This is a genomic window from Bacteroides uniformis, assembly GCF_025147485.1.
Lineage (GTDB): Bacteria > Bacteroidota > Bacteroidia > Bacteroidales > Bacteroidaceae > Bacteroides > Bacteroides uniformis.
The window spans coordinates 2961888-2988305 of record NZ_CP102263.1; the positions used below are offsets into that span (position 1 = coordinate 2961888).

The window sequence follows — 26418 nt, forward strand, 5'->3', positions numbered from 1 at the left end:
CGGATGAAAGCAGGCAGTTTCTATCAGAACTATCGGGAGGTAACCCTCCTGGTAGTTCATTGCAGCGCTACGCGCTGTGACCGTCACTTCTCGGTGGAGGCGCTTCGCCGCAGTCATCTGGCACGGGGCTTTGCCGATATCGGTTATCATTTCTACATCACCCGTGACGGCGAGGTGCATATTTGTCGCCCGGTTCATCAGATTGGAGCCCATGCCACCGGCTGGAACGACAAGAGTATCGGCATCTGCTATGAGGGTGGGCTCGACGAGAATGGTGTCCCTGCCGATACACGTACCTATGCGCAGAAATGCTCTTTGCTTGACTTGCTTCGGCAGCTGAAGACCGACTATCCCAATGCCCGTATTTCAGGGCATCGGCAACTCAGTTCCTCTATCCATAAGGCTTGTCCTTGTTTTGACGCCAAAAGCGAATACGAGACAATTAAAAATTAATTCTCTCCACGTATCCTATCGGCATGTCCACATGTGCGCAGCCCAGCATATCCAGCCGGACTGCCACTTTGCTTTTTCCTCCTATCATGACCAGTTCTCCCTCCAATCCGGCAAGGGGGCCTTTTATTACTTTCACGGCATCACCTGCTGCCAGAGGTGTACTGCAAATCTCTACAGCCTCCGGGCTATAATCCAGCATAAAGCGGAAACGTTCCATCTGTTCCTCGGGAATGACGGCGGGACGGCTTTCACCGCGCAATACCATGTACCGACTGATAGCTTGTAAGGTAAGCGGCAGGGGGCGTTCCTGCGGAGTGACATGCACGAAAATCATCATCGGGATGACCAGGCGGTCCACTTTCTTGCGCCGGTCGCTCCATTGGCGTATTTCGCTTTGTATGGGTAAGTAATATTCCACTCCCATAGCTTTCAGCCGTTCGGCAGTCTTCTTTTCCAGACAAGACTGCACGTATGCCACCAGCCATTGGCGACGAGGAATAATATGAGGGGTGATATCAGTATGGTTCATGTAAAATCCTTTAAAGGTGTATTTCTATGGTTCATAAATAGTTGAGGTTCGGGCGCGCTACGCGGTCGCCTGTCACATTGGAGGGGCGGGGTTAATTAAAAATTAGAAATTAGAAATTAGAAATTAAAAATTAGACACTCGATTATTTACTCTCAACTCTTAATAGCTAGTCGCTAACTCAACTGTATCCGTATTTCTTACCGTAGCCGTAATACTTTCCGTATTTACCATAGCCGTAGTAATAACCGTATTTTTTCTTCTTCATATCGATTCCGTTGACTACTGTGCATAAGTTGGGGAGACGATGATGCTCCTGAAGCTCGTTGATGAGCTGGTAATCGGTCTTATGCGTATAATCTGCACGACAGACGTAGATGCTGGCGTCCGCTACGCGCGAAAGGATGAGCGTGTCGGTCACCATGCCGATAGGGGCTGTATCCAGTACGATATAGTCATATTCTTTGCGTAATGTACTGATGGTGTCTTCCAGTGACTGGCGTGCCAGTAGTTCCGTAGGATTGGGTGGGATGGGACCGCCCAATAGCAGGTCGAGGTTGGAAGTTATGCCGGAAGGCTGTATCAGCGCATGAAGGTCTGTGGATTTGGGGGCGACAAGGTATTGGGTGATTCCTTTTTCTTTGTGTGAAAGATGGAACAACTTGTTCAATCCCGGTTTGCGTATATCCAATCCTACCAGAATGACCTTTTTGCCGAGCAGCGCCAGACTGAGGGCGAGGTTGGAAGCTATGAAAGTCTTGCCTTCACCGCTTATGGTGGAGGTAACCAGGACGACTTTCTTATCCGGATCGCCCATCATGAAGAGCAGGTTGGTGCGCAGGCTGCGGAAGGTTTCCGTCATGATGTCGTTGTCGTCTTCGCGTACGGCAATGGCAGACTCTTCATGCTTGTTTGAACCGGTAAGGGGGATGTCACCGATAATGGGAACCTTTGTGAGCTTTTCCACATCGGTATGCCCTTCAATGCGGAAACGGAGCAGGTTCAATAGGAAAATGATGCCCAAGGGAATGCCGATGCCGATGACAAAGGTAATCATATAGATTTTTTTGCCTTGGGGAGAAACGATGCCGGCAGGCATGGGTTCTTCGATAATGCGTCCATTGTTAGCGGTTGCAGCCAGTGTGATGGCGTTTTCCTCGCGTTTCTGCAGCAGCATGATGTAGAGGGTGGCCTTGATTTCCTGCTGGCGTGCGATACTCATGAACTCCTGCTCCTGCTTGGGGGCGTTGCTGATGCGGCTTTCGTACTTGCGCGACTGTCGGTCGATGTTGCTCCGGGTGATTTGCAGGCCTTTCAAAACACTGTTTACGGTGGTTTTCACATTGTGGCGCATGGCCTCGATCCCCGTGTTCAGATTGATGATGGCGGGATTGCTTTCGGAGGAGGTACGTAGCAGGCGCTTACGCTCCACGATGAGATTGTTGTACTTGTCTATGGCGGAGGTCAGGTTCATGTCGCTCAGTCCTACGTTGGCAGGGATGATCTCGTCGTTGTTTGCAGGATTGTTGATGTAGTCGCGCAGATAGTTCACGAGGTTGATTTGGGTGGCGTTCTCTGCATATTGCTGTTCATACTTGGAACTTTCCTGAAGGGCAAGCTGCGCGTCGCTGCTGATGTCGGTCAGTCCGGCGCGTTGCTTGAATTCCGCCAGTTCGGTTTCTGTGGTGCCCAGTTCGTGGTTGATGATGCTGATACGTTCCTCGATGAAGTCGGCGCTTTTCTGGGCCACTTCATTCTTTTCGGTGTTGGTGTCCTGATTATAGAGTATTATCAGTTCTTGGGTGAAATCGGAGGCTCGTTGTATATGGGTGTTTTGTACACTGATGGTGGCAATGGTACTGGTATTGGATATAGGGGCTACGGTCAGACCTGCCCTATAGCCTGCTGCTGCGGCAGTGGGGGTACTGATGATAGCCTTCAGATTGACGGGCTCTTGCGGAGCAGGCGATGAATCATTGTGCGAAATGGTGATGACACCTACCGGGAGTGGTAGAATGGCAGGTAGTTCGTCGAAAGATTTGGTCGTTTCTTGCTTGTCTCCGTTTTGTATATAAAAGGCTGTGACAATCAGTTGGCCGGTAGGGGAGTATATCAGTTCCAGCCGAATGTTCCCTTCCAGTTTGTCAGCTTCCTCGGCGGTCATGAACACATCAAGAGGGGAGTTTTTGTAAAGTGGAACATCGTAGCCGAAAGATTGTTCGATGGCGATGTTAGTATAAAGGTTCAGACGTGACACGACTTTCTTGATGAGTGTCCTTGATTTCAGAATTTCCAGCTCATTGTCAAAGTTGCTGGTCATGGAAAGCATACCAAAATCCTGCATGGCAGACAGTGCATTGTTGGTACTTTTCTTGTCGTCTTCTTTAATTAGGATAGAAGATGACACTTCGTAGACGGGTATTTGGTAACGGAGATAAGCAAAGGCCAGGCCAGTGCATATCAATACGCTTGCCACAAACCAGGGCCAATGAATGATGTATTTGAAAAAGAGGGCTTGGAAATCTGTTTTTTCCTCTTTTTCGTTTAAAAGGTCATCGTATAAATCTTCTTTCATTTTTTGAGGATTAAAATTATCTTACAATGTTGACAATCAGACTTGCGAGTGAAACAAGGGAAGTTATCACAGAAACCCAGATAGTGGTACTGTTACTGACGCTTGCACTCTTTGCCTTGGTTTTATTTGGAGCTATATAAAGGATATCATTCTGCTGCATGTAGTAGTAGGGAGAATGAAGAATATTCTGCTCGTTCAAGTTTAGGCTGATGACATTTCGCTGGCCGTTACAGTCTTCGCGGATGAGCTTGACGTTGTTTCGTATACCGTAAATGGTCATGTCGCCTGCCATGGCAAGCGCCTCGAAAATATTCACTTTCTCATTATTGATAGTGAAAGTTCCGGGACTGTTCACTTCACCGAGGACAGAAATTTTGTAGTTGGACATACGTACAGTGACAATAGGTATTTCTTTGAGATAAGGACGAAGCTGTTCACGGATAAGGTTCTCGGCTGCATTTTTAGTTAAGCCGCCTACTTGCAGTCTGCCTATCACGGGGAAGTCTATCTCACCTGCATTGTCTACGAGATATTGTTGCAGAGCTGGTTGCGATGTAGTGCTGGCATTGGATTGTGCTATGTTATTATAGGTCTGCATGGTCAGGTTGAACGGTGCGGCAGCTTGCGGATCAGTGGTGTTTATGGTGATATTCAGCAAGTCTTTAGGTTGGATACGCGCATCGTAGAGGGTATCCTGCTGGTTGACTTCATTGATGACGATTTCCTTATAACTCTTATCTGTAAGTGATTCGTAACTTTGTAGATAAGGTACTTTTTTGTAAGATTGGCAGCTTGCCAATGTAATTGCCGCCATCAAGATGGCTATACTTTTCTTGTTTTTCATTACTGCTCCTTTTAATTTTTGATTTTCAATTTTAATTCTCAATACGCTTCTTTCTCGCCTTGAATGGCGTTTCTGATTGTCTTGTATATAATGTATAAATCCAATAGAAAAGTCCAGTGTTCCAGATACCATACATCGCGCTGTACACGTCCTTCCATTTGCCAGAGTTCTTTGGTCTCACCACGGTAGCCGGTGACTTGGGCCCAACCGGTGATGCCGGGCTTTACCAGATGTCTGACCATATATTTGTCGATAAGGCGTGAATATTCTTCAGTGTGTTTCAGCATATGGGGGCGTGGCCCTACAACGGACATTTGCCCTAGTAACACATTGATAAATTGGGGAAGTTCGTCAATGCTGGCTTTACGGATGAAATCTCCGATTTTTGTTTTGCGCGGGTCATTGGCGGTGGCTTGTAGTTCGTCACTGTCTATGTTGACACGCATCGAACGGAATTTGTAACACCAGAATTCATTTCCATTCTCTCCGCTTCGTTTTTGTTTGAAGAAGATAGGACCGGGGGAGGATAGCTTGATAGCGGTACCTATGATGATGTAGACGAAGGGGAATACTGTACACAGAAAAACGAGGGAGAAAAAGAGGTCGAAGGCTCTTTTCAGCAGGCGATTTTCCATTTGTGCCAAAGGTTCCTCGCGGATAGTGAGTACGGGGATATTGCCAAACATCTCGAAGTGCATGCGACGATGCAGGTAATTGCGAATATTAGGTACACTATAGAAACGAATCAAGTGATTTTCGCAATAATTGATGATTGGAAGTATTTCATGGCTACGTGCAGAAGGCAAGCAGCAATAGACTTGTTCTATATGGTGTTGCTGTAAATAAGTGACAACTTCTTTAGGCTGCCCTAAATAGGGGACATCTTCGGGAAAATCATCAGAAGGTACATCACAGAAATAGCCGGTAATGCGGAAGCCCGTGGTGGGATCTCCGGTCATTTCTTGATAGAGTTCTGTCATGTTTTTGTTACTGCCGATTAAAATGACGGTACGTGAGTTACCTCCATGTTCTCGATATTTTTTCAGTAAATACCGGAAAAGAAGACGATATATAGCGAGGCAGATAAAGAAAATACTATAAAAGCATGTAAAAAAACGGAGTGAACTGGTACCGATATCTGCTAAAGTAGCCAAGCTGATGAACAGCGTGGCGTGAAAAGTTGTATTACGGAGAGCCCGACGTACAATGCGTTCCGGACGTACAATACGTTCATGCAGTACGACGCCATTGGAGTAATTGCAAAGTAGATAGACTAGATTCAATAATACCAATAGCTGGGACAATGAATGTGTAAATTCATTGCCCAGTGTTTGGTAGTCAAAAATGTGATATAGCGAGATGAAAATGATGTTCAGTAAGCATAAGTCACCAAAGATAATGACGAACTTAATCACTTTATTGAAATGGAGAACTTGTTTCATAATTCACACTAATTCAATAGCTTTTTTCTTTCTCAATGGTATTGAAAGAGAAAAAACTGTTCATTCTTGTTTGTTTAATAATTCTCTTACTTACAAGGTAATGGATACCAATACTCTCTTACTTACAAGGTAAGAGGTGGTATTTTATTTGGAGAATAATCTTATAAACCAGCCATTAAAAGGTATTTTACATTAAAAGACTATATATGTAATTAAAATGTAAAACGATATTTTATCTCATAATTAAATTTAATTTTTGAATTCAAAATGGGGGCGTTTATGTAAATATATAAGACTGAAATACAAGTGGCTGCAATGTGTCTTATATCTATATATGAGATAAATATGAATTAAAAAATAAATCTATTTTTTTGCGATTGTAGTAATCTTTTTCATATCTTTGCAGCCACAAAACATATTCTCTTACCTTGTAAGTAAGAGAATAAAATTGGATAATAAAAGTACTCCTATACAAATAGGAATACTTTTACAAATTCTAGTTTTTAGGGCTTTTTCTTTTTGTTTGGATGGATTGTTGCAATCACTTTTTTATTTGCTTTACTCATCGCATTGTTGTCAAAAGAAGCAAGGTAAACGTGAGTTACCTTTTCAGAAGTATGTCCTAAGCTTTCACTAATCACAGAAATGGCCACTCCTTCGTCTTTGGCAGTGGTGGCCCAGCTATGGCGGGCTACATAAGATGTTAATGGAATGCTTAACCGTAACATCTTCGAAAGTGTGTGTAAATGTTGGTTGTAGAGCCGTAAAGCACTTTTGTATTGTCTGTAACCATCTTCCCCGGTCAGTGATAATATCGGTAGCAAATAGGGGGAAGAGGCGGCTTCGTTCTTATACCTATTTATAATCTGTGCGGCATACGACTCTATATGTACGGACAATTGCTGACGGGTCTTATGACGGTAATAATAAATGGTATTGTGCTTGACATCCGTTTTGCGGAGATGTACAAGGTCTACGAACGGAATGCCTCGTAAGTAAAAACTTAACAGAAACATGTCGCGGCTGAAACGCAAGGCGGGTTTCTTCTCCAAATCAAGATTTACCAAGCGCCGGATTAGTAAAGGAGAGATGGCCCGTTTGGCGGTAGGCTCATAACCGGTGAATACATAGGCGAACAAATCGTCTATACTGTGTGTGAATGGAATGCCTTGTTCGGCAGCTTGGTGAGAGATGGAACGGAGCATACGCATATAGGTGGATATGGTATTATGGCGCCGTCCTTCACCGAGCAGCCGGTCTTCGTATTGCTTGATGAGGCTGGGGGTAAGCTCTGCAAAAGTGATGGAACGGTGGCCGACGAAGCGGAAAAAGCTGTTCACTGTACTGGTATATATACCGGATGTACTGTATCGTCCGGCTTGTTTTGTCCGCTGTATCAGGGAAGCGGAAAAATTATGTATAGTATTCATAATCTGAATTTTAATATTTTAAATACATATAAAACAACCTTGAGCATGAAATGATTGTATGGCAATCAATGCACGCTTAGGGGAGAAATGGTAAAATTTCTATATAAATTCAGATATGTATTCTCCGGGCAGACAGGAGGAGGGTTACAGTATGCCCGAACGTACCCGACTCAGTGTTTCGGGGGTCATCAGCAGATAGGACGCAATGTGCGACAAAGGAGCCCGCTTGATGACTTCGGGCTGATGTTCCATGAGCTGGTTATAGCGCTCGCGTGCAGTCTCAAACCGCCAGGAGTCAGCCTTTATCTGTGAAACAATCAGGGAATATTCCAGAATCTTCCGATAGAACATGTTTATTTCCCATGAGATTTCGGTAAGTGTCAGCAGCTTGTTGTATGGCAGCAGGTATACGACACTCGGTTCGAGTGCCTCAATCATGAGGTGGGTGGGTTCCTGCTTCAAGGTACTTTCTATGCAGATGATGATGCAGCCTTCATAGGAAAAGTGTTCGGTGACGTCTTTACCGTTTTTATAATAGAATTGGCGCAACATGCCTTTTCCTACAAATACGATATTATGGCTTATCTGCCCTTCATTGAGTAATAATGCGCCCTTTTCTACTTCCTTGCGAATGAGGATTTCCTCTATCAACCTTCTTCCCTCGGGAGCCATGCCTGGATAGCGGGAGTTGATAGCGGCATCTACGGTTTCTTTCAATAGTGCATCCATAAGACCATGATTTATTTGTTCAGTAAGCAAGACCGGTAAAGTTCGGTCCGCTTCTGCTTTCGGGGAGCAAAGATAGGACTTTTGGAATTAAAAACAATTCCGGATGAAGCTTTTGTTTACCCATTTCATGCCATACCAGCGGCGGACGAAAATGAAGCCGCGGATATTCTCGTCCAACAGGAAGGCTACCCACATGCCGCAGATACCCCAGCCGAAGGGGAAGCCGAAAAGGTATCCCACACCTACAGCTACACTCCACTGCACCACCAACCCTACGTAGAAGGGGTAGTTGACATCTCCTGCCGCACGAAGGGCGTTGGTGGCGAAGATGTTGATGGGGCGGCCTATTTCGAGGAGTACATCTATGATAAGGATGGTGGCACCCATACGTATGATGTCGGGGTTGGACGTGAGCCAGCCAAAGATGGCATGCCCCGAAAGAGCGAGGATGCAGGACAGCATGACGGTAATCATGACGGATTTCTTCATGACGTATTTTCCCATAAGGAAGGCTGCGTGAGGTTTCTTCTCGCCTATCAGATGCCCGATACAGATGGCTCCGCCTTGTGCCATGGAGATGCTGAACAGATAAGCGAACATGATGATGTTGACACAATAGGTACGGGTGGCGAGCGCTTCCACTCCCAGCATGTTGATGAAGTAGGTGATGACGACTTGCGACGAGCTGTACGACAATTGTTCGCCGGCGGAGGGCAGGCCTACCTTCATCAGGTTCTTTAGTTCTATCCATGGAAAAGGGCGGAAGTATGCCGGTGGGAAACGGTGGATGTGCTTGCGGAACAGTATGACGAACAGTATAATCATGGAGACACCCCGGCTGAAGGCTGTGGAGATGGCGGCGCCTTCCACGCCCAGTTCCGGAAAGCCGAAGCGGCCGAAGATGAGGGAGTAGTTGCCGATGATATTGAGGATATTGACTACGACGGTGACCATCATCGGGTAGATGGCCTTGTTGGCACTGCGCAGGGAGGCGGAGAGGGTGAGGGATAGTGCCTGGAAGAAGGCGAAAGCGCCTACGATACGCATATAGTCCATGCCGTCCTGCATCAGTTCAGCGGTGAGCCCCATCAGCCGGAGGATGGGATGGGCGCAGGAGAACAGTACCAGGCTGACCGTGATACCTACCGCCAGGTTGACGAGGATGGATACGCCGACTACTTGCACTACTTTCTTGTGTAGTTTCGCACCGAGATACTGGGAACACAGAACGGACGTTCCGAGGTTGATGACTTCGAAAACGAGGAAAGTGAGCATGATAATTTGGTTGACTACCCCTACGGCGGCAACACTGTTGTCCGAGTGGCGGCTCAGCATGATGGTGTCCACCGCACCGAGCATCATGATGAGAAGTGTCTCTATAAAAATGGGGGCGGCCAGCTTGGCAAGCCGCTTTTTTAGGCTTTCTTGTTGTATCATTGTCCGTGTATGTGCACTATACTTTAAAAATCGCGCAAAGATAAGGAAAGGTTGAAAAGGACGGTTTGATATGTATCAAATTTTTTTTCTTGTTTTAGGGTTTGAGTGTTAACGTGTTATCTCAAATTGTATGAAAACGGTGAAAAAAATATGTAGGAAAGATTTGCACAGTCCAAAAGTTTGCCCTACATTTGCACCGCATTTGAAAAGAATGCTGGTTATAAAAAAGGAAGTTTGGGTGAGTGGCTGAAACCACCAGTTTGCTAAACTGACGTACGGGTAACCGTACCGGGGGTTCGAATCCCCCAGCTTCCGCCAGATGCACTCTTAGCTCAGTTGGTAGAGCAACTGACTCTTAATCAGTGGGTCCAGGGTTCGAATCCCTGAGGGTGTACAAGACAAATGCGAGGGTGGGTTCATCTAACGGTTAGGATACATGCCTCTCACGCATGGTATACGAGTTCGATTCTCGTACCCACTACAAAAACAAGAAAGCGGTTGACTGATGAAACGGTTAACCGCTTTTTGTTTTTCATTTTTCTGTTGTAATCCGAAAATAGTTTCTATATTTGCACCCGCTATGGCGAAATGTATATTCTATATCTTGTTAGGGTTGTTCCTCATATCGAAGTTCACTTCCGTTTCTGATGATATGGAGGGATGTAAGACACTCCCTACTGCGGATGTGCATTATTTCTCCGGAGCCCAGCACAGCTTGTCGGGGGCAGATGGCAGACAATGCCAGGAAAAAGGGGAGGACGCGAATTATAATTGCCTGGCAGATGCCGGTTGCATAGGAAATACCTTCTCATTACGGCATGCCTCTTGCTCGAAATTGTTGAGGCTTAATCCGGACTTCATTGCCGCCAAGGTTGCGAGAACCCTGAAAACTCTGCTCCCGGAAGAAAAGACAACTTCTTTCCCCTTTACTTTCCATCCCCATAAGATTTCATATAGATATTATGTATATACGCTGAGGCGTATTCTTATTTAGTACTTTCCCTTCCTCTCTTTCGGGAGCCAGAGAGATTGCCCGTCTCCCCATGCCGAGTTTTTCTCTATTTTTTAAGTACTGATAATCAATATATAATGGATTTTCTATTAGATTTTATTCTCCATATCGATCAGTATATGATTGATATAGTGCAGGAATATCATATGTGGGCGTATGCCATATTGTTTCTGATTATTTTCTGCGAAACGGGGCTGGTGGTCACACCTTTCCTGCCGGGCGATTCCCTGCTTTTTGTGGCGGGAGCTATTGCCGCACTGCCCGACATGCCTCTCGAGGTCAATGTGCTGGCTTTGATATTGTTTGTTGCCGCGGTATTGGGCGACTCTTGCAACTACATGATAGGGCATTTCTTCGGGCAAAGGCTCTTCAATAATCCCGATTCCAGAATATTCAAGCAAAGCCATCTCGACAAGACCCATGAGTTCTATAAGAAGTATGGAGGCAAGACAATTATCATAGCCCGTTTTGTGCCTATCGTCCGTACGTTTGCGCCATTCGTGGCGGGGATGGGTAAGATGCATTACTATTACTTCATGCTGTACAACCTGATTGGGGGCGCCTGCTGGATTGCCATCTTCTGTTATGCGGGTTATTTCTTCGGTGACCTTCCGTTTGTACAAGAGAACCTCAAACTGCTGATTGTGGCCATTATTGTGGTTTCCATACTGCCGGCCGTGGTAGAAGTGCTGCGTGCAAGACTGAAACAACGAAAACAAAAATAAATTAATATACTTAGTACATTTATCCATTATGAAGAATTCTTTTTTTAGCCGGTTCACACCGAAAGAACCGAAATTCTTTCCTTTGCTGAAGCAATTGTCTGAGATTTTATTGTCCTCGTCGGCTCTGTTGATAGAAATATTGGGCCATGACTCGCCTGAGAAGAGGGCGGAAGATTATAAACGAATCAAAGATTTGGAGCGCGAGGGCGATAAGCTGACCAATCTGATTCTGGATGAACTGGGCACTACTTTCATTACTCCTTTTGACCGGGAGGATATCCATGACCTGGCTTCGGGCATGGATGATGTGATTGATGGAATAAACAGCTGTGCCAAGCGTATCACTATCTATAATCCGCATCCTATTTCGGACAAGGGGAAAGAGCTGGGACATATGGTTCAACAAGAAGCGGCCCTCATCGGCCAGGCCATGGATGAACTGGAGGCATTCCGCAAGAGTCCGGATAAGCTGCGCGCATATTGCAACCAGCTGCATGACATAGAAAACCGGGCAGATGATATTTATGAATTTTTCATCACCAGGCTTTTTGAAGAAGAGAAGGACTGCATTGAACTCATCAAAATCAAGGAGATTATGTATGAGTTGGAAAAAACGACGGACGCAGCCGAACACGTGGGCAAGATTTTGAGGAGCCTGATTGTGAAATACGCATAAACGAACGGACGCATGGAACTATTAGTGATTATCATTGTACTGGCTCTGATATTCGATTATATCAACGGTTTTCATGATGCGGCCAATTCTATTGCCACCATTGTGTCTACCAAAGTGCTTACACCGTTTCAGGCGGTGATATGGGCGGCTTTCTTCAATTTTGTGGCCTTTTTCATCGCCAAGTGTGTCATCGGCGGTTTCGGCATTGCCAACACCGTATCGAAAACGGTGATGGAGCCTTACATTACTTTGCCTATCATTCTGGCCGGCGTGATTGCGGCTATTGCCTGGAATCTGTTCACTTGGTGGAAGGGAATCCCTTCCTCTTCTTCGCACACGCTTATCGGAGGTTTTGCCGGAGCTGCCATCATGGCACACGGTTTTGAGGCCATCCAGTTGAGTATCATTCTGAAGATTGCGGCATTCATTTTTCTGGCTCCCTTGATTGGTATGGTGGTGGCATTCGGTTTTACGTTGTTGGTCTTGTACATTTGCCGCAGGGCGCATCCCCATACGGCCGAGGTGTGGTTCAAGAAACTGCAGCTGGTGTCTTCGGCTTTGTTCAGCATCGGGCACGGTCTGAATGATTCACAGAAGGTAATGGGTATCATTGCTGCGGCTATGATAGCCGGACATTCGGAAGGACTGGGAATGGGGATAAACAGTATTGATGACCTGCCGGACTGGGTGGCATTCTCTTGTTTTACGGCCATTTCACTCGGTACCATGTCCGGCGGGTGGAAGATTGTGAAGACCATGGGGACTAAGATTACGAAGGTGACGCCACTGGAAGGGGTGATTGCGGAAACTGCCGGTGCGTTTACGCTTTATCTGACGGAGTATCTGAAGATTCCGGTAAGTACGACACACACCATTACGGGAGCTATTATCGGAGTAGGGGCCACGAAGCGGCTTTCGGCTGTGCGTTGGGGAGTTACGAAGAGTCTGATGACCGCTTGGGTGCTGACTATCCCCGTCAGTGCTTTGCTGGCAGCAGGGATTTATTGTATCGTATCCCTTTTTTAGAAGTGCTGCCGCATAAAAAATAGACGGGTTCGTTTTATTTTGCATGAGGTTTGCACTATCTTTGCAGCCTGAAACTGTAAAATAGAATGCACATTGGACTGGCTATATAGTTTATTCGTCGAGCACTCCGCCTTGCAGGCGGTTGTGGTACTCTCACTGATTTCCGCTATCGGATTGGGATTGGGGAAGATACATGTTTGCGGCATTTCATTGGGAGTGACGTTTGTATTCTTTGCCGGCATCATTGCCGGGCATTTCGGGTTGTCCATAGACCCGCAGATGCTGAATTATGCGGAAAGCTTCGGGCTGGTGATATTTGTGTATGCTTTGGGTTTGCAGGTGGGACCGGGTTTTTTCAGCTCTTTCCGTAAAGGAGGGGTACAACTGAATATGCTCGCCACGGGTGTAGTGCTTATCGGCACCCTGCTGACTGTACTGGGCAGCTATGGGTTGGGAGTATCCCTGCCGGATATGGTGGGCATACTTTGCGGTGCCACGACAAACACACCGGCACTCGGTGCGGCACAGCAGACATTGAAACAGATGGGATTGGAGTCCAGTACCCCTGCTTTGGGGTGTGCGGTGGCATATCCGCTGGGGGTGGTAGGGGTCATTCTGGCCGTACTGTTCATCCGTAAGACGCTGGCGCATAAGGAAGACCTGGAATTGAAAGAGAAGGATGACGTGAACAAGCCTTACATTGTTGCGTTCCAGGTGCACAATCCTGCCATCTTCAACAAGAGTATCAAGGAAATAGGCGGGCTGAACAGCTATCCGAAGTTCGTGATTTCCCGCTTGTGGCGGGATGGGAATGTGAGTATTCCTACCTCGGAAAAGATTATAAAGGAAGGTGACCGCCTGCTGGTGATTACCTCGGAGAAAAATACGCCGGCTCTGACTGTGCTTTTCGGCGAGCAGGAGCATACTGATTGGAACAAGGAAGATATAGACTGGAATGCCATAGACAGCCAGTTGATTTCGCAACGTATCGTGGTGACGCGCCCGGAGTTGAACGGCAAGAAGCTGGGTTCTCTCCATCTGCGTAATCATTACGGTATCAATATCAGCCGGGTTTATCGTAGCGGCGTGCAGCTGCTGGCCACAGCGGAACTGACCTTGCAATTGGGTGACCGCCTGACCGTAGTGGGCGAAGCCGCTGCTATACAAAATGTGGAGAAGGTGCTGGGCAATGCTGTGAAAAGCCTGAAGGAACCGAACTTGGTGGCGGTATTTATCGGCATTGTCATCGGTCTGGCTTTGGGAGCAATTCCTATTTCCATTCCCGGCATCAGCGCTCCCGTGCGGCTCGGATTGGCAGGAGGCCCTATCATCGTAGGTATTCTTATCGGGACATTCGGTCCGAGGATGCACATGGTGACTTATACTACGCGCAGTGCGAACCTGATGCTCCGTGCATTGGGATTGTCTCTTTACCTGGCTTGCCTGGGACTGGATGCGGGTGCCCATTTCTTCGATACGGTATTCCGGCCGGAAGGGCTGTTATGGATTGCTACGGGTTTTGCGTTGACTGTGGTTCCGGTATTGATTATGGGTATCGTTACCTTCAAGTGGCTGAAGATAGATTTCGGAACAATGGCGGGTATGCTGTGCGGAAGCATGGCAAACCCCATGGCGCTGAACTACGCCAACGACACCATTCCGGGAGACAATCCGTCTGTAGCTTATGCTACGGTTTATCCGCTGTGCATGTTTCTACGGGTAATCATAGCCCAAGTGCTGCTCATGTTCTTCATTAATGGATAATGAAGAATGAGGGATATTATCAACTGTCAATTATCAACTATCAATTAAATAACTATGGGAAATATAACTCCGGAAAGTATTGTCAATGACTTGCGTTATTTGCAATTATTATCACGCAGTTTTCCTACCATTGCTGATGCCAGTACAGAAATCATCAATCTGGAGGCCATTCTGAATCTGCCGAAAGGTACAGAGCATTTTCTGACGGATATTCATGGCGAGTATGAGGCTTTTCAGCATGTGCTGAAGAATGCATCGGGGGCAGTGAAACGTAAGGTGAACGAAATATTCGGGCATACACTGCGCGAAAGTGAGAAGAAGGAAATCTGTACGTTAATTTATTATCCGGAAGAGAAGCTGCAACTTATCAAGGAGCAGGAAACGGACCTGGATGACTGGTATTTGATAACACTGAACCAGTTGGTAAAAGTATGCCAGAACGTTTCGTCCAAATATACCCGTTCGAAAGTACGCAAGGCACTTCCAGCAGAGTTCTCGTATATCATTCAAGAGCTGTTGCACGAATCGAGCATCGAACCTAACAAACATGCCTATATCAATGTCATAATCAGTACCATTATCTCTACGAAGCGTGCGGATGATTTTATTGTGGCGATGTGCAACCTTATCCAGCGCTTGACCATCGACTCGCTGCATATCGTGGGCGATATATACGACCGCGGACCGGGTGCGCATATTATCATGGATACTCTCTGTGATTATCATAATTTCGACATCCAATGGGGTAACCACGATATTCTGTGGATGGGTGCCGCATCGGGTAATGATGCTTGTATAGCCAACGTAATCCGTATGTCGATGCGCTATGCCAATTTAGCAACGCTGGAGGATGGTTATGGCATCAATCTGTTGCCGCTTGCAACGTTTGCCATGGATACCTATGCGGATGACCCTTGCACCATCTTTGCGCCGAAAATGAACTTTGCCGATGCGGAATACAATGAGAAGACCTTGCGGCTGATTACACAGATGCACAAGGCGATTACGGTTATCCAGTTGAAACTGGAGGCGGAAATCATCAGCCGCCGTCCTGAGTTCGGTATGGAGAACCGGAAACTGCTGCATCTGGTGGATTTCGAGCGTGGTGTGTTTGTATACGAAGGCAAGGAATATCCGTTGCGCGATGTGAATTTCCCCACCGTAGACCCGGCGGACCCGTATCGTCTGTCGGACGAAGAGCGCGAACTGATGCACCGGATTCATTCTTCTTTCATGAACAGCGAGAAGATGAAGAAGCACATGCGCTGCTTGTTTACGTATGGCGGCATGTATCTGGTGTGCAACAGTAACCTGCTTTATCATGCTTCCGTGCCTCTGAATGCGGACGGCAGTTTTAAACATGTCCGCATCGGCCAAAAGGAATACTGGGGACGTAAGTTGCTGAAAAAGACCGACCAGCTGATACGTACCGCTTACTTTGACGAGGACGGTTCGGACGAGAAACAGTTTGCACTGGATTATGTCTGGTACATGTGGTGCGGACCGGATGCCCCTTCCTTCGATAAAGACAAGATGGCTACCTTTGAACGCTATTTTGTGGCCGACAAAACATTGCATAAGGAGACGAAAGGGCATTACTATGCTTTGCGCAACGAGGCTGAGGTGTGTGACCGCATTCTTGAAGAGTTCGGCGTGAAGCCGGGGCCACATTCGCATATCATCAACGGACATGTACCGGTAAAGACCATTAAAGGTGAGAAACCCATCAAAGCGGATGGTAAGCTGCTGGTGATTGACGGTGGTTTTTCAAAAGCCTATCAGCCGGAAACGGGAATTGCGGGATATACGCTGGTATATCATTCCCACGGCTTGCAGTTGGTGCAGCATGAGCCGTTCCAGAGCCGTCAGAAAGCCATTGAAGAAGGACAAGACATCAAGTCTACAACCCTGGTTGTCGAATTCAATTCGCAGCGTATGATGGTGAAGGATACGGATAAAGGAAGTGAACTCGTTACGCAGATTCAGGATTTGATGAAACTGCTGGTGGCGTATAGGACGGGGCTGATTAAGGAGAAACAATAATTTATAATTTCAGTATCGTCACCCCGCCCTCTACAATGATGCCTTTGTCATAGGTTTTCCCTTGGGTGTAGTAGCGGCTGCCGCCATAACCGCCGGTGAGGAATATGCCAAAGCGCTCGGTCAGGTGGTATTCCAGATTGACACGTGCCTGGAGGGCATAGAGACGTGCCGGAATGCCGTAGTCCTTGTTCTTGAAGGTTTCTATATGTTGGTATCCCAGATCTCCGCTGATGAACAGCTGTTTGTAGAGCGGTAATTCAAGACCGGCACGGTAGAAGAGGGCAGCGGAAAACTTATCGCCAAAATCCAGATAATGGGTACCGCCACCGAGGATGGTATAGAAGAGCCGGTTCTTGAAACGGGCACCTACATTCAGCTTGGTGGCATTACCACCGAAAAACATCAGTTGAACTTTTGTTTGGGGATTGGCATTGACTAATCCCAACTGGAAACCATCTAATTTTTCTTTGTAGTAGTTGAATAGACCTATTTGAAGCCCTTTGGCACGTATGGCCATATTGGCAGCGCCTATTTGTAATCCTCGGGCTGTACCACCCACCACATTGCCCAGGCCGGAAACCTGAACACCGGTCATATCTCCGGCGGTGATGTTAGTAAGGGCGGACATCTGCATGCCATTCAAGTCTTCACCGATTACACTTAGCAGGCCGGCCCCTGAAAATCCTTTGAAATTTCCACCGGAAATATTGGCGAGTCCGGCAAAGTGTATGCCGGAAGCACCTTCTCCGCTGATATTCAACAGGCCGCCTATGGAGGCGCCACGATTATAGTCCCCACTGATGTTTGCCAGACCGGAAATGATGACGCCTTGCGCATGGTTTCCGGTGATACCTACCAGTCCCGAAACGGATACTCCGATAAGGCTGTTGCCATTGATGTTGGTAATTCCTGCTATCTGCATGCCTCGCATGCTTCCCCCCACCATATTTGACAGACCTGCCATCTGTACACCGTTCACATCCCTGCCGGTTACACTGCCAAGAATATTCATGCCGAGGCCATTCAGACGGTTCATGGAGGAGAACACACCCAGATTGAAGCAGGTGCTTCCTATGGTATCAGTCCGCTGTGTGGAGATGTTTTTCCATAAGGAGATATTGATACCTACCGGGCCATGGTCTGTTCGTGGAGAGCGTTGTTTCCGGAAAGATTTCTCGGAGGATTTCTGAATCGTATCCGGCTGTACGCTGCCCGGATTATGTTCTTGGGCAAGAGCTGTCCCTGCAAAAAGCAGGGACACAAGGAGGAGGGAAAGGTTTCGTTTCATACTTTTTTCTATATTTCGTCCGGCCAGGGAGCTGGTTGGCGGGTGGCACGCAACAGAGGGCGCTGCGCATCCACAGACCGGAGGTAATTACTTAATTTCCGTGACAACTCTTTGACAACTTCAGGCTTCTCTCGGGCCATATCATGTTTTTCACTGATGTCGGCGGGGATGTTGAAAAGTTCCCGTCTACCGTCACCGAAATAATACACCAGCTTCCACTCGCCCGAACGGATGGAGCAAGTGGCTCCGATGCCCGGGCCGGAAGGACCCCAGCTATTGGGATAATGCCAGTAGATATCACGGTCTTTCATTTTACCTTTTCCGGTGAGCAATGGCATGAAACTGATGCCGTCGCGTTGCTGTACGGTTGTATAGTTGTCTACGCCTGCCATCTCAAGGATGGTGGGGAAGAAGTCCTCTATCATCAGGTAATGGTCGCATTGGGTTTGGGGCGCTACGATGCCCGGCCAGCGGACAATCATCGGTTCACGTATGCCTCCTTCGTAGGCGGAACCTTTACCACTGTTGAGCGGATAGTTCTGGACATGCAGTTGTCCGGCGCGGGTATGGGCCGCCAAACCGCCATTGTCGGACATGAAGATGAGGATAGTGTTTTCCGTCAGGTTGTTCTTGTCCAGATAATCCATAATGTCTCCCAGACTTTTGTCCATACCCTCAATGAGAGTAGCATAGGCAGCTTCTACCGGAGGAAGGCCTTTGTCCAGGTACTTCTGGTAGAAACGCATGTCAGGTTGTATAGGGGTATGGATGGCATAGTGTGCCATGTACAGAAAGAATGGCTTGTCAGTCTGCTGTGCATCGTCCAGGGCCTTCATGGCCTCTATGGTAAGGGCTTCACTTAGGAAAGTGTCGGTTCCATGATATTTCTCCAGACCGGGTACGGCAGCCAGCGGGCTTTTACCGTCTGTTTTGTTGCCGAAATTCTCCTTGCCATAGTAGCTGGCAGGTGAACCGGCAGCATGTCCGGCTATGTTCACTTCAAACCCCATTTTCAACGGGTCGGCTCCGGGAGTGCCTTCAGCACCGAAGTGGGCTTTTCCGCAATGAATGGTGTGATAGCCATGGTCTTTGAGCACTTCGGCCAGGGAGGTGACTTGTGTGGTCCGTTCCACGCCAGGCTCTTGACAAATGCCGTTAACGTTCCATTCCGGATAAATCATGACCGAGTCGGGTTGTTCATGGGTAGTGTTCTTGCGGAGGGTCCAACTGGTGACTCGATGCCTGGCAGCATTCATTCCCGTAAAAAGGCTGACACGCGTAGGTGAACTGATGCTGCATGCATAGGCCTGCGTAAACATTTTGCCTTGTGTAGCCATCCGTTCCATGTTGGGAGTATGGTACGTATCGTTGTACTTGGTACGCTGTGTCCAAAAGGGGAGGGACGTGTCTTGCCATCCCATGTCATCCACTAGGAACAGAATGATGTTTGGCTGCTCTTTTGGAGCAGGTACGGCATCCCCAGGCGGCATGCCATACGCTTCTCCCGCCATTCCGCATATCGGAAGCATGGCGGATAATAATAATTCGTTTCTCATTTAGATAATAATTTAGAAAGGGTTAGATAGGTTGTAGTTTAATTGTTTTTTTACATTATCCTTTGGCCTCCTGATACAAGAAGCGTTTGATAGATTTCTTCGGCGTTTTTTCAAATTCTTCAGGATAGATTTTCATTTTGAATATCTGGCTGTATGCGGGCAGTTCTGCATTCAGTGCCACACGGTTTTCCTCCATGACGCGTTCGATGTCGTCATTGTTCAGCCCATGGGCAAAGGCATCATCGAAGTCGGGGTAAACCAGACCTACCAGTTTCTCATTCTGCTGCACGATGATGCTTTCGGCTACATACGGCATATTGTTCAGTTTGTCTTCTATCTCTTCCGGGTAGATATTCTGACCGCTCGGACCAAGGAGCATGTTCTTGCTGCGTCCCTTGATGCTTACGTTGCCTTCGGCATCCATCAGGGCAAGGTCTCCGGTGTGCAGCCAGCCGTCTTTGTCGAGTACCTGTACGGTGGCCTCGTCGTTCTTGTAGTAACCCAGCATGACATTGGGACCACGGCAGACAATCTCTCCCGGAATGTTTTCGGGATCGGATGATAGGATTTTCACCTCCATACGCGGTGCGGCCTTTCCGCAAGAACCGGGTTTGAAGCGGGTCCAATCCTCGTAACAGATGATGGGGCCGCATTCCGTCATTCCATAGCCTACCGTATAGGGGAAATCTATCATCTTTAAGAACTGCTCCACTTCCTGGTTGAAGGCAGCTCCTCCTACAATGATTTCTGCAAAGTTTCCGCCAAAGGCTTGAATCATTTGTTCGCGTACGGTCGCCTTTATCTTGTCATTGATGATGGGTACTTTCAGCAACAGCTTCATGGCGGGAGTTTCCAGCTTGGGCAGTACGCTCTTCTTTATAATCTTTTCGATAATGAGCGGAACAGCCACAATCAGGTTAGGCTTCACTTCGGTGAAAGCCTGGAAAATGATTTTGGGGCTGGGCATACGAGTGAGGAAGAATATGTGGCAACCTACGGCGAATTCATACAGAAACTCGAATGCAAGTCCGTACATATGTGCCATTGGCAGCATGGAGACAATCTTGTCACCGGCTTTCAGCGGCAATACTTCGAAAGCAAAAGTGGTGTTTGACCAAAGGCTGCGGTAGGGCAGCATCACTCCTTTGGAGTAACTGGTGGTGCCGGATGTATAGTTGATGACCGCCAGTTCGTCGGGCTGGTCCTTGTGATAACTGACATGCTCCTTGCGGAAGTTCTTGGGGTATTTCTTACCGAACATTTCGTTGAGATGTTCGCGGGCATAGTCCAACTTTTCGCTGCGGGAGACAAGAATGTAGAAGTCTGCCATCATCATGATGCCCTCCAGCAGCGGCATGGCACTTTCGTTGAGGTTTTCCCAAACCTGGTCGCCTACGAAAAGCAGTTTGGCTTCGGAATGGTTCACGATGTTGTGTACATTGTCTGCCTTGAACTCGTGAAGGATGGGGACGATTACCGCACCGTAGGTCAATGTTGCGAGGAACGTTACGCCCCAGTGGGAACTGTTGCGGCCACAGACGGCAATCTTATCGCCTTTCTTGATGCCGCTTGCCTCGAAAATGATATGCAGCTTTTCTATTTTGCGGGCTACGTCCTTATATTGTAGGGTTGCTCCCTTATAGTCGGTCAGAGCGTCTAAATCCCAATTTTCCTTTATGCTATTCTCTATATAGGCGATAAAACTTTGTTCCATGATATTAATTGCACATTTGGTTGAAAATTGTGCAAATATAAGGGTTTATATATAGAAAGCAAACTTTTATAGGGAAAATAGTTTTTATGGCGGCTATTTGCTAAAACTCGACAGTTATACCTAAAGTAGGCAGGATAGTGCCGCTTTCCTGCTTGAGGTATTTCATTTTATAGCGCTGTTCGGCAACAGGAGCGGACGGATTTTCGATGATGCCCGTACTCATTATCACATCCGGCTGCTTCAGTTTGTTGCCGGTGACACCGTAATCGTTTCCTTTGCATGCCAACGGAATGTTGTCTTGGAGGGAAAGTGGCATACGGCTGTAACGCTTGAAGAAACCTTCTGCAGAAACCATGAACCGGTCTTGCAGGTGCCAGTCCAGACCGAGGCTGCTTTCAAAGACCTGCATGTACTTCAGGTTTTTGTTGAGATATTGCCCTTCATTGTCTTTATATCCCAAAGCGGTGTAGGGAGGCAATTGGTGGTAGAGGCCGGTACTTCCGCTCAGGGTCCATTGTTCCGAGAGTTTGTAGGATGCAGAGAGGCGTGGGGAGAACTGTTTCCATAGCTGCCGCATCTTTCGGTTGTAAGTGTTGCCATCCATACGGATACCGGCAGAAAGGGCCAGACGCTTGTCGGCGGTGGTATAGTTGGAAGAGAAGAAAGCCCCCCAGCCGAAGATGTTGAGTGAGGTTTCGTAGATGGAAAGCGTACCCGAATGACTGCCGTATAGTCTTTGCCTGCTGTGGTTTGTATAGATGGAGTTGTTCAGTTCTGCTCCTTCTTTTAGGGTCCATGCTCCCAAGCGCGTTTGGTTTTCGAAACGCAGGGTGGTCTTTTGTTCTGTGGAGCGTAGGCGCAGGGTCAGGTTGTCTTCGGAAGAGTCATCGTTGTTGCGGTATTTCAGATTGCGGTTGTTCAGGTAGTTATGGCTCAGTATAAGGGATTGTACGTGCCTTCCATTGTAGTGTCTGTAAGAGGCTCCGAGAGTGAATGTTTCCTGATGGATAGTGGGGAGATAGCTGAGCAGATATTCGGCATCTTCTCCTTTTTCATCGGTATTCAGTTTCATCTTGTCAATGCCTGCAAGACCAAGCAGGGTCAGCTCGCTGTGCTCGTTGAAACGGGTTTTTGTTTTGAATTGTCCGTCAATGAAATTGGGCAGGAAGGGCAGTCCCAAAGCCTTGAACAAAAGTTGCAGGTAGGACTGGCGTGCGGAGAACAGATAAGTGGTGCGCTGCCCCAGATGGCCTGCTCCGCTGAGCGAGACTTCCGATGCGCCGATGGTGGCTTTGAACGCCTGCTTGTCCGGATTTCCGTCCTTGAGGCGGAAGTCGAGGACGGAACTCAAGGCTCCGGAGCGGTTGGCGGGGAAGGCGCCTGTATAAAATGTAATCTCGCGTATCAGGTCGGCATTGACAATACTTACCGGTCCTCCGGATGCACCCTGAGTGGCAAAGTGGTTGATGTTGGGGATTTCGATGCCATCCATATAAAAGCGGTTTTCGGAAGGAGAACCGCCCCGAACAATCAAGTCGTTGCGATAGCCGATGGGAGAGAAAGAGACGCCGGGATAGGAGCGTACGATGCGCGAAACATCCCGGTTGGCTCCGGGACTTTTCTCTATTTCCTGCAAGCCGATGATACGCATGCTGACCGGGCTTTCGATACTTCGCCGGAAGGGAGAAGGCACCACCACTACTGTGTTCAGCAGATTGGCATCCTCTTCCATCTCTATCTCGATGAACGGGGTTGAGGCTGAAACAATATATTCGGGGGTGGAAACAGTCTGGTATCCTATGCAGGATGCCTCAAGGCTATAGATGCCCGGAGGTACCTGCTCTATCTTGAATGTGCCGAGTGAATCGGTGGATGCCCCTTTCCCGGGGATGCCGGCAACGAAAACGTTGGCGTAGGCCACGGGTTGTCTGGACTGTCTGTCGATGACTTTGCCGCGAACGGAATAGGTCACGGGAGCTATCATGGCATTCATGGTTGGGCTGATACCTGATAAAAGTATCAGCAATATAAACAATACAGTTCCCACCTTGTACCGTATGGCATTCATGGCTAATCAGACGTCACTAATTACTTTCCCAAGTACCATCGGTACATGCGTTGCACACCTTCCTCGATATCAATCTTATGATGCCATCCCAATGCATGTAACTTACCGGGATCGGTCAGTTTGCGCATGGTGCCGTCGGGTTTGGAAGTGTCGAAGGTCAACCGGCCCTGATAGCCTACGGTGTTGACAATCAGCTCTGCCAACTGGCGGATAGTGATTTCCTTGCCCGTACCGATATTGATGTGACAGTTGCGGATTTCCTTGTCGTCCGGCTCGAAGGTATCTTTGAAGTCGACGTGTTCCATGACGAAGACGCTGGCATCTGCCATCTCCTCGCTCCAGAGGAATTCGCGCAAGGGGGTGCCGGTACCCCATAATCTCACTTCTTCTTCGCTGATGCCGTATTTCCGGAGGATATTCAGAATGTCTTCTTTGCTGCTGTCGCCGTTGATGCCTTCCACCGGACGCAGGTTCATGTCGTGACGTACGGCATCCCAGTCGCCTTGTTTCAGGCAGTGGGCGAGGTGTATCTTGCGTATCATGGCAGGGAGCACGTGGCTGCGTTCCAGGTCGAAGTTGTCGTTGGGACCGTAAAGGTTGGTGGGCATCACGGCAATGTAGTTCGTACCGTATTGAAGATTGAAGCTTTCGCACATTTTCAGTCCGGCTATTTTGGCGATGGCATAGGGCTCGTTCGTGTATTCCAGCGGAGAAGTGAGGAGTGCGTCTTCTTTCATCGGCTGTTCGGCATCACGGGGATAGATGCAGGTGCTGCCAAGAAAGAGAAGTTTTTTCACTCCGTGGCGGAAGCTTTCGCCGATGACGTTCTGTTGTATCTGCAGGTTCTTGTAGATGAAATCGGCACGGTAGATACTGTTGGCCATAATGCCACCCACAAAGGCGGCGGCAAGGAATACATATTCGGGCTGCTCCTCGTCGAAGAAGCGGCGTACGGCAACTCCGTCGAGCAGATCGAGTTCTGTGTGGGTCTTGCCGATGAGATTGGTGTATCCTTTCTCCTCAAGATTTTTCCAGATGGCAGAACCTACCAGTCCCCGGTGGCCTGCTACATATATTTTGGCATTTTTGTCTAACATTGTTGTCTGAAAGTTTAATTGTTCATTCAAAGCTCTTTGCTTCTTAAATACAGTTTCTTCACAAATTTCATGTCGTGCTCTGCCATGATGCGTACCAACTCTTCAAAACTGGTCTGCCTCGGATTCCATCCCAGCAGTGTTTTTGCTTTGGTGGGGTCGCCCAGCAATTGTTCCACTTCGGCAGGCCGGAAATATTTGGGGTCGACTTCCACGAGGACTTTTCCGGTCTGTGTGTCGATACCCTTCTCGTCCACTCCCTGGCCTTCCCAGCGCAGAGTGATGCCTACCTCCCGGAATGCCAGTGTCGCAAATTCGCGTACGGTATGCATTTCTCCGGTGGCAATGACGAAGTCTTCGGGGGTGTCGTGCTGCAGGATGAGCCACATGCACTCGATGTAGTCTTTGGCATATCCCCAGTCGCGCCGGGCATCCAGATTGCCCAGATACAGCTTGTCCTGGAAGCCTTGGGCGATGCGGGCAGCCGCCAGTGTGATTTTTCTTGTCACGAAGGTTTCACCTCGGCGTTCGCTCTCGTGGTTGAAGAGTATGCCGTTTACAGCAAACATGCCATAGCTTTCGCGGTAGTTCTTTGTAATCCAAAAGCCATACTGTTTGGCTACGCCATAGGGGCTGCGGGGATAGAACGGGGTCGTTTCGCTTTGCGGCACTTCCTGCACTTTTCCGAAGAGCTCGGAAGTGGAGGCCTGGTAGATGCGTGTCTTCTTTTCCATACCGAGAATGCGTACGGCTTCGAGCATGCGCAGGGTGCCTACGGCATCGGTTTCGGCGGTATATTCGGGCACGTCGAAGGATACTTTGACATGGCTTTGAGCGGCAAGGTTATATATTTCGTCCGGCTGCACACTCTGGATGATACGGATGAGAGAGCTGGAGTCTGTCATGTCTCCATAGTGCAGGTTAATGGTACGTTTCTGTTTCATGTCGCGTACCCACTCATCGAAGTAGAGGTGTTCGATGCGGCCGGTGTTGAAAGAGGAAGAGCGACGCAGGATACCGTGCACTTCATATCCTTTCTGCAGGAGGAATTCGGCAAGGAACGAGCCGTCCTGCCCGGTAATGCCGGAGATAAGGGCTTTCTTCATAATGTATGCTTCTTGTTATTATGTCTTTTCGGACTGCAATATTCGTTATTTTCCACGAGATAGCAAAATATAAACTATTTCTTTCCCATCACTTTGTCGATAATCAGTGCGATTGCCCCGTCGCCCGTCACATTGCAGGCAGTACCGAAGCTGTCCATCGCTATGTATAGTGCAATCATCAGCGCTTGTGCCGACTCGTCGAAGCCCAGCATGGATTGCAGGATGCCCAGTGATGCCATGATGGCGCCTCCCGGTACCCCGGGAGCGGCTACCATAGTGATGCCCAGCATGAAGATAAATCCTGCAAATAGAGGGAAATCATGGGGCATGCCTTGCATTATCATCAGTGCCAGGGCGCATGCCACAATCTTCAATGTGCTGCCCGACAGATGGATGGTGGCGCAAAGTGGGATGACGAATCCGGCAATATCGGCAGAGACGCCGTTCTTCCGACTTTGCTCTTTTCAGATGAGCCAGGCCCAGCCCCAGTGTGAAGGCAAGTACGAGTGCGGTCATAACATTCATCAAGGGCGGGATACCCACGGAAAAATAGGGAAGAATGCCTTGAGACTCACTGACTTCTTCTAACGGCACCCCGGTTTCTATGAGGGAAGGAAATACCGCCATACCGGTGAAATAGGAGAGAAAGCCGGAGAATAAGGTAGCTCCGTAAGCAATGAGCGCCGTGACGACCAGCATCCGTCCGGCTCCTTTGCCGATGTCGGCAATGGCAATCGTGACCAGTCCCACAATGATGAGGGGGATGGAGAAGTTCAGGAATTCACTGAAAATGGCATTGAATGTTACGAACAGCCGTACCAGCGAAGCCGGTAGGAAATTTCCGAAAAGTATACCTAAGATAATGGCAATGATGATGCGTGGCAATAGTCCGATGTGGAAGTTCTTCATG

20 protein-coding genes, 3 tRNA genes and 1 pseudogene are annotated in these 26418 nt (G+C 48.1%); 10 read left to right on the top strand and 14 right to left on the bottom strand.

What is annotated here, in order from left to right; translation table 11 throughout:
- The first annotated feature begins 3 nt into the window (after nucleotides 1-3).
- Nucleotides 4-453, top strand: coding sequence for an N-acetylmuramoyl-L-alanine amidase (locus NQ510_RS11660; RefSeq protein WP_005828023.1), 450 nt, complete (start codon nucleotides 4-6; stop codon nucleotides 451-453).
- On the opposite strand, the gene NQ510_RS11665 is transcribed toward NQ510_RS11660, so the two are convergent.
- The 7 genes from NQ510_RS11665 to NQ510_RS11695 form a co-directional block, all read right to left on the bottom strand.
- Nucleotides 443-982 (bottom strand): UpxY family transcription antiterminator, encoded by a 540-nt coding sequence (locus tag NQ510_RS11665; protein WP_005828025.1) that lies wholly within the window; start codon nucleotides 980-982, stop codon nucleotides 443-445. The genes NQ510_RS11660 and NQ510_RS11665 overlap by 11 nt on opposite strands.
- A gap of 178 nt (nucleotides 983-1160) precedes the next feature.
- Nucleotides 1161-3554, bottom strand: coding sequence for a GumC family protein (locus NQ510_RS11670; RefSeq protein ID WP_005828027.1), 2394 nt, complete (start codon nucleotides 3552-3554; stop codon nucleotides 1161-1163).
- 16 nt (nucleotides 3555-3570) lie between these two features.
- Nucleotides 3571-4398: a polysaccharide biosynthesis/export family protein gene (locus NQ510_RS11675; RefSeq protein WP_016273479.1), complete on the bottom strand. Its 828-nt coding sequence runs from the start codon at nucleotides 4396-4398 to the stop codon at nucleotides 3571-3573.
- A gap of 38 nt (nucleotides 4399-4436) precedes the next feature.
- On the bottom strand, nucleotides 4437-5840 hold the full coding sequence (locus NQ510_RS11680) for an undecaprenyl-phosphate glucose phosphotransferase (protein ID WP_005828031.1): 1404 nt from the start codon (nucleotides 5838-5840) through the stop codon (nucleotides 4437-4439).
- A 503-nt stretch (nucleotides 5841-6343) separates the two neighbouring features.
- A complete protein-coding gene (locus NQ510_RS11685) occupies nucleotides 6344-7270 on the bottom strand; it encodes a tyrosine-type recombinase/integrase (protein WP_034525571.1) in 927 nt (308 codons plus the stop codon).
- A gap of 144 nt (nucleotides 7271-7414) precedes the next feature.
- Nucleotides 7415-7999, bottom strand: coding sequence for a Crp/Fnr family transcriptional regulator (locus tag NQ510_RS11690; protein ID WP_005828036.1), 585 nt, complete (start codon nucleotides 7997-7999; stop codon nucleotides 7415-7417).
- Between the two features lie 87 nt (nucleotides 8000-8086).
- A complete protein-coding gene (locus NQ510_RS11695) occupies nucleotides 8087-9436 on the bottom strand; it encodes an MATE family efflux transporter (protein WP_005828037.1) in 1350 nt (449 codons plus the stop codon).
- A 228-nt stretch (nucleotides 9437-9664) separates the two neighbouring features.
- On the opposite strand from NQ510_RS11695, the gene NQ510_RS11700 reads away from it, so the two are divergent.
- The 9 genes from NQ510_RS11700 to NQ510_RS11740 all read left to right on the top strand — a co-directional run bounded on the left by NQ510_RS11700 (nucleotide 9665) and on the right by NQ510_RS11740 (nucleotide 16682).
- Nucleotides 9665-9754, top strand: a tRNA-Ser gene (locus NQ510_RS11700).
- 3 nt (nucleotides 9755-9757) lie between these two features.
- A tRNA-Lys gene (locus NQ510_RS11705) sits at nucleotides 9758-9830 on the top strand.
- A gap of 15 nt (nucleotides 9831-9845) precedes the next feature.
- Nucleotides 9846-9917 (top strand) — tRNA-Glu (locus tag NQ510_RS11710).
- Between the two features lie 99 nt (nucleotides 9918-10016).
- A complete protein-coding gene (locus NQ510_RS11715) occupies nucleotides 10017-10430 on the top strand; it encodes a hypothetical protein (protein WP_005828038.1) in 414 nt (137 codons plus the stop codon).
- Nucleotides 10431-10525: 95 nt separating this feature from the next.
- A complete protein-coding gene (locus NQ510_RS11720; protein ID WP_005828039.1) occupies nucleotides 10526-11173 on the top strand; it encodes a DedA family protein in 648 nt (215 codons plus the stop codon).
- A gap of 28 nt (nucleotides 11174-11201) precedes the next feature.
- Nucleotides 11202-11849, top strand: a complete 648-nt coding sequence (locus NQ510_RS11725) for a DUF47 domain-containing protein (protein ID WP_005828040.1) — start codon at nucleotides 11202-11204, stop codon at nucleotides 11847-11849.
- A gap of 12 nt (nucleotides 11850-11861) precedes the next feature.
- The gene (locus NQ510_RS11730) at nucleotides 11862-12875 is read left to right on the top strand and encodes an inorganic phosphate transporter (RefSeq protein WP_005828041.1); all 1014 of its coding nucleotides are present in this window, start codon (nucleotides 11862-11864) and stop codon (nucleotides 12873-12875) included.
- A gap of 93 nt (nucleotides 12876-12968) precedes the next feature.
- Entirely contained in the window at nucleotides 12969-14639 is a 1671-nt protein-coding gene (locus tag NQ510_RS11735; protein WP_005828042.1) for a putative transporter, read from the top strand.
- 54 nt (nucleotides 14640-14693) lie between these two features.
- Nucleotides 14694-16682 carry a fructose-1,6-bisphosphatase gene (locus NQ510_RS11740; protein ID WP_005828043.1) on the top strand — a complete coding sequence of 663 codons (1989 nt, stop codon included), beginning with the start codon at nucleotides 14694-14696 and terminating at the stop codon, nucleotides 16680-16682.
- A gap of 1 nt (nucleotide 16683) precedes the next feature.
- Here the strand turns inward: NQ510_RS11740 and NQ510_RS11745 are convergent, their stop codons facing one another.
- The 7 genes and pseudogenes from NQ510_RS11745 to NQ510_RS11775 all read right to left on the bottom strand — a co-directional run bounded on the left by NQ510_RS11745 (nucleotide 16684) and on the right by NQ510_RS11775 (nucleotide 26417).
- On the bottom strand, nucleotides 16684-17970 hold the full coding sequence (locus NQ510_RS11745; protein WP_005828044.1) for an LA_2272 family surface repeat-containing protein: 1287 nt from the start codon (nucleotides 17968-17970) through the stop codon (nucleotides 16684-16686).
- 8 nt (nucleotides 17971-17978) lie between these two features.
- Entirely contained in the window at nucleotides 17979-19526 is a 1548-nt protein-coding gene (locus NQ510_RS11750; protein ID WP_005828045.1) for a sulfatase, read from the bottom strand.
- A 55-nt stretch (nucleotides 19527-19581) separates the two neighbouring features.
- Complete coding sequence (locus NQ510_RS11755) at nucleotides 19582-21240, bottom strand: long-chain fatty acid--CoA ligase (RefSeq protein ID WP_005828046.1); 1659 nt, start codon at nucleotides 21238-21240, stop codon at nucleotides 19582-19584.
- Nucleotides 21241-21340: 100 nt separating this feature from the next.
- Nucleotides 21341-23308, bottom strand: coding sequence for a TonB-dependent receptor (locus NQ510_RS11760; protein ID WP_005828047.1), 1968 nt, complete (start codon nucleotides 23306-23308; stop codon nucleotides 21341-21343).
- Nucleotides 23309-23328: 20 nt separating this feature from the next.
- Nucleotides 23329-24405 carry a GDP-L-fucose synthase family protein gene (locus NQ510_RS11765; RefSeq protein WP_034525574.1) on the bottom strand — a complete coding sequence of 359 codons (1077 nt, stop codon included), beginning with the start codon at nucleotides 24403-24405 and terminating at the stop codon, nucleotides 23329-23331.
- Between the two features lie 26 nt (nucleotides 24406-24431).
- Nucleotides 24432-25508: a GDP-mannose 4,6-dehydratase gene (gene gmd / locus NQ510_RS11770; protein ID WP_005828049.1), complete on the bottom strand. Its 1077-nt coding sequence runs from the start codon at nucleotides 25506-25508 to the stop codon at nucleotides 24432-24434.
- A 74-nt stretch (nucleotides 25509-25582) separates the two neighbouring features.
- A pseudogene (locus NQ510_RS11775) lies at nucleotides 25583-26417 on the bottom strand (cation:dicarboxylate symporter family transporter).
- Nucleotide 26418: the final 1 nt, after the last annotated feature.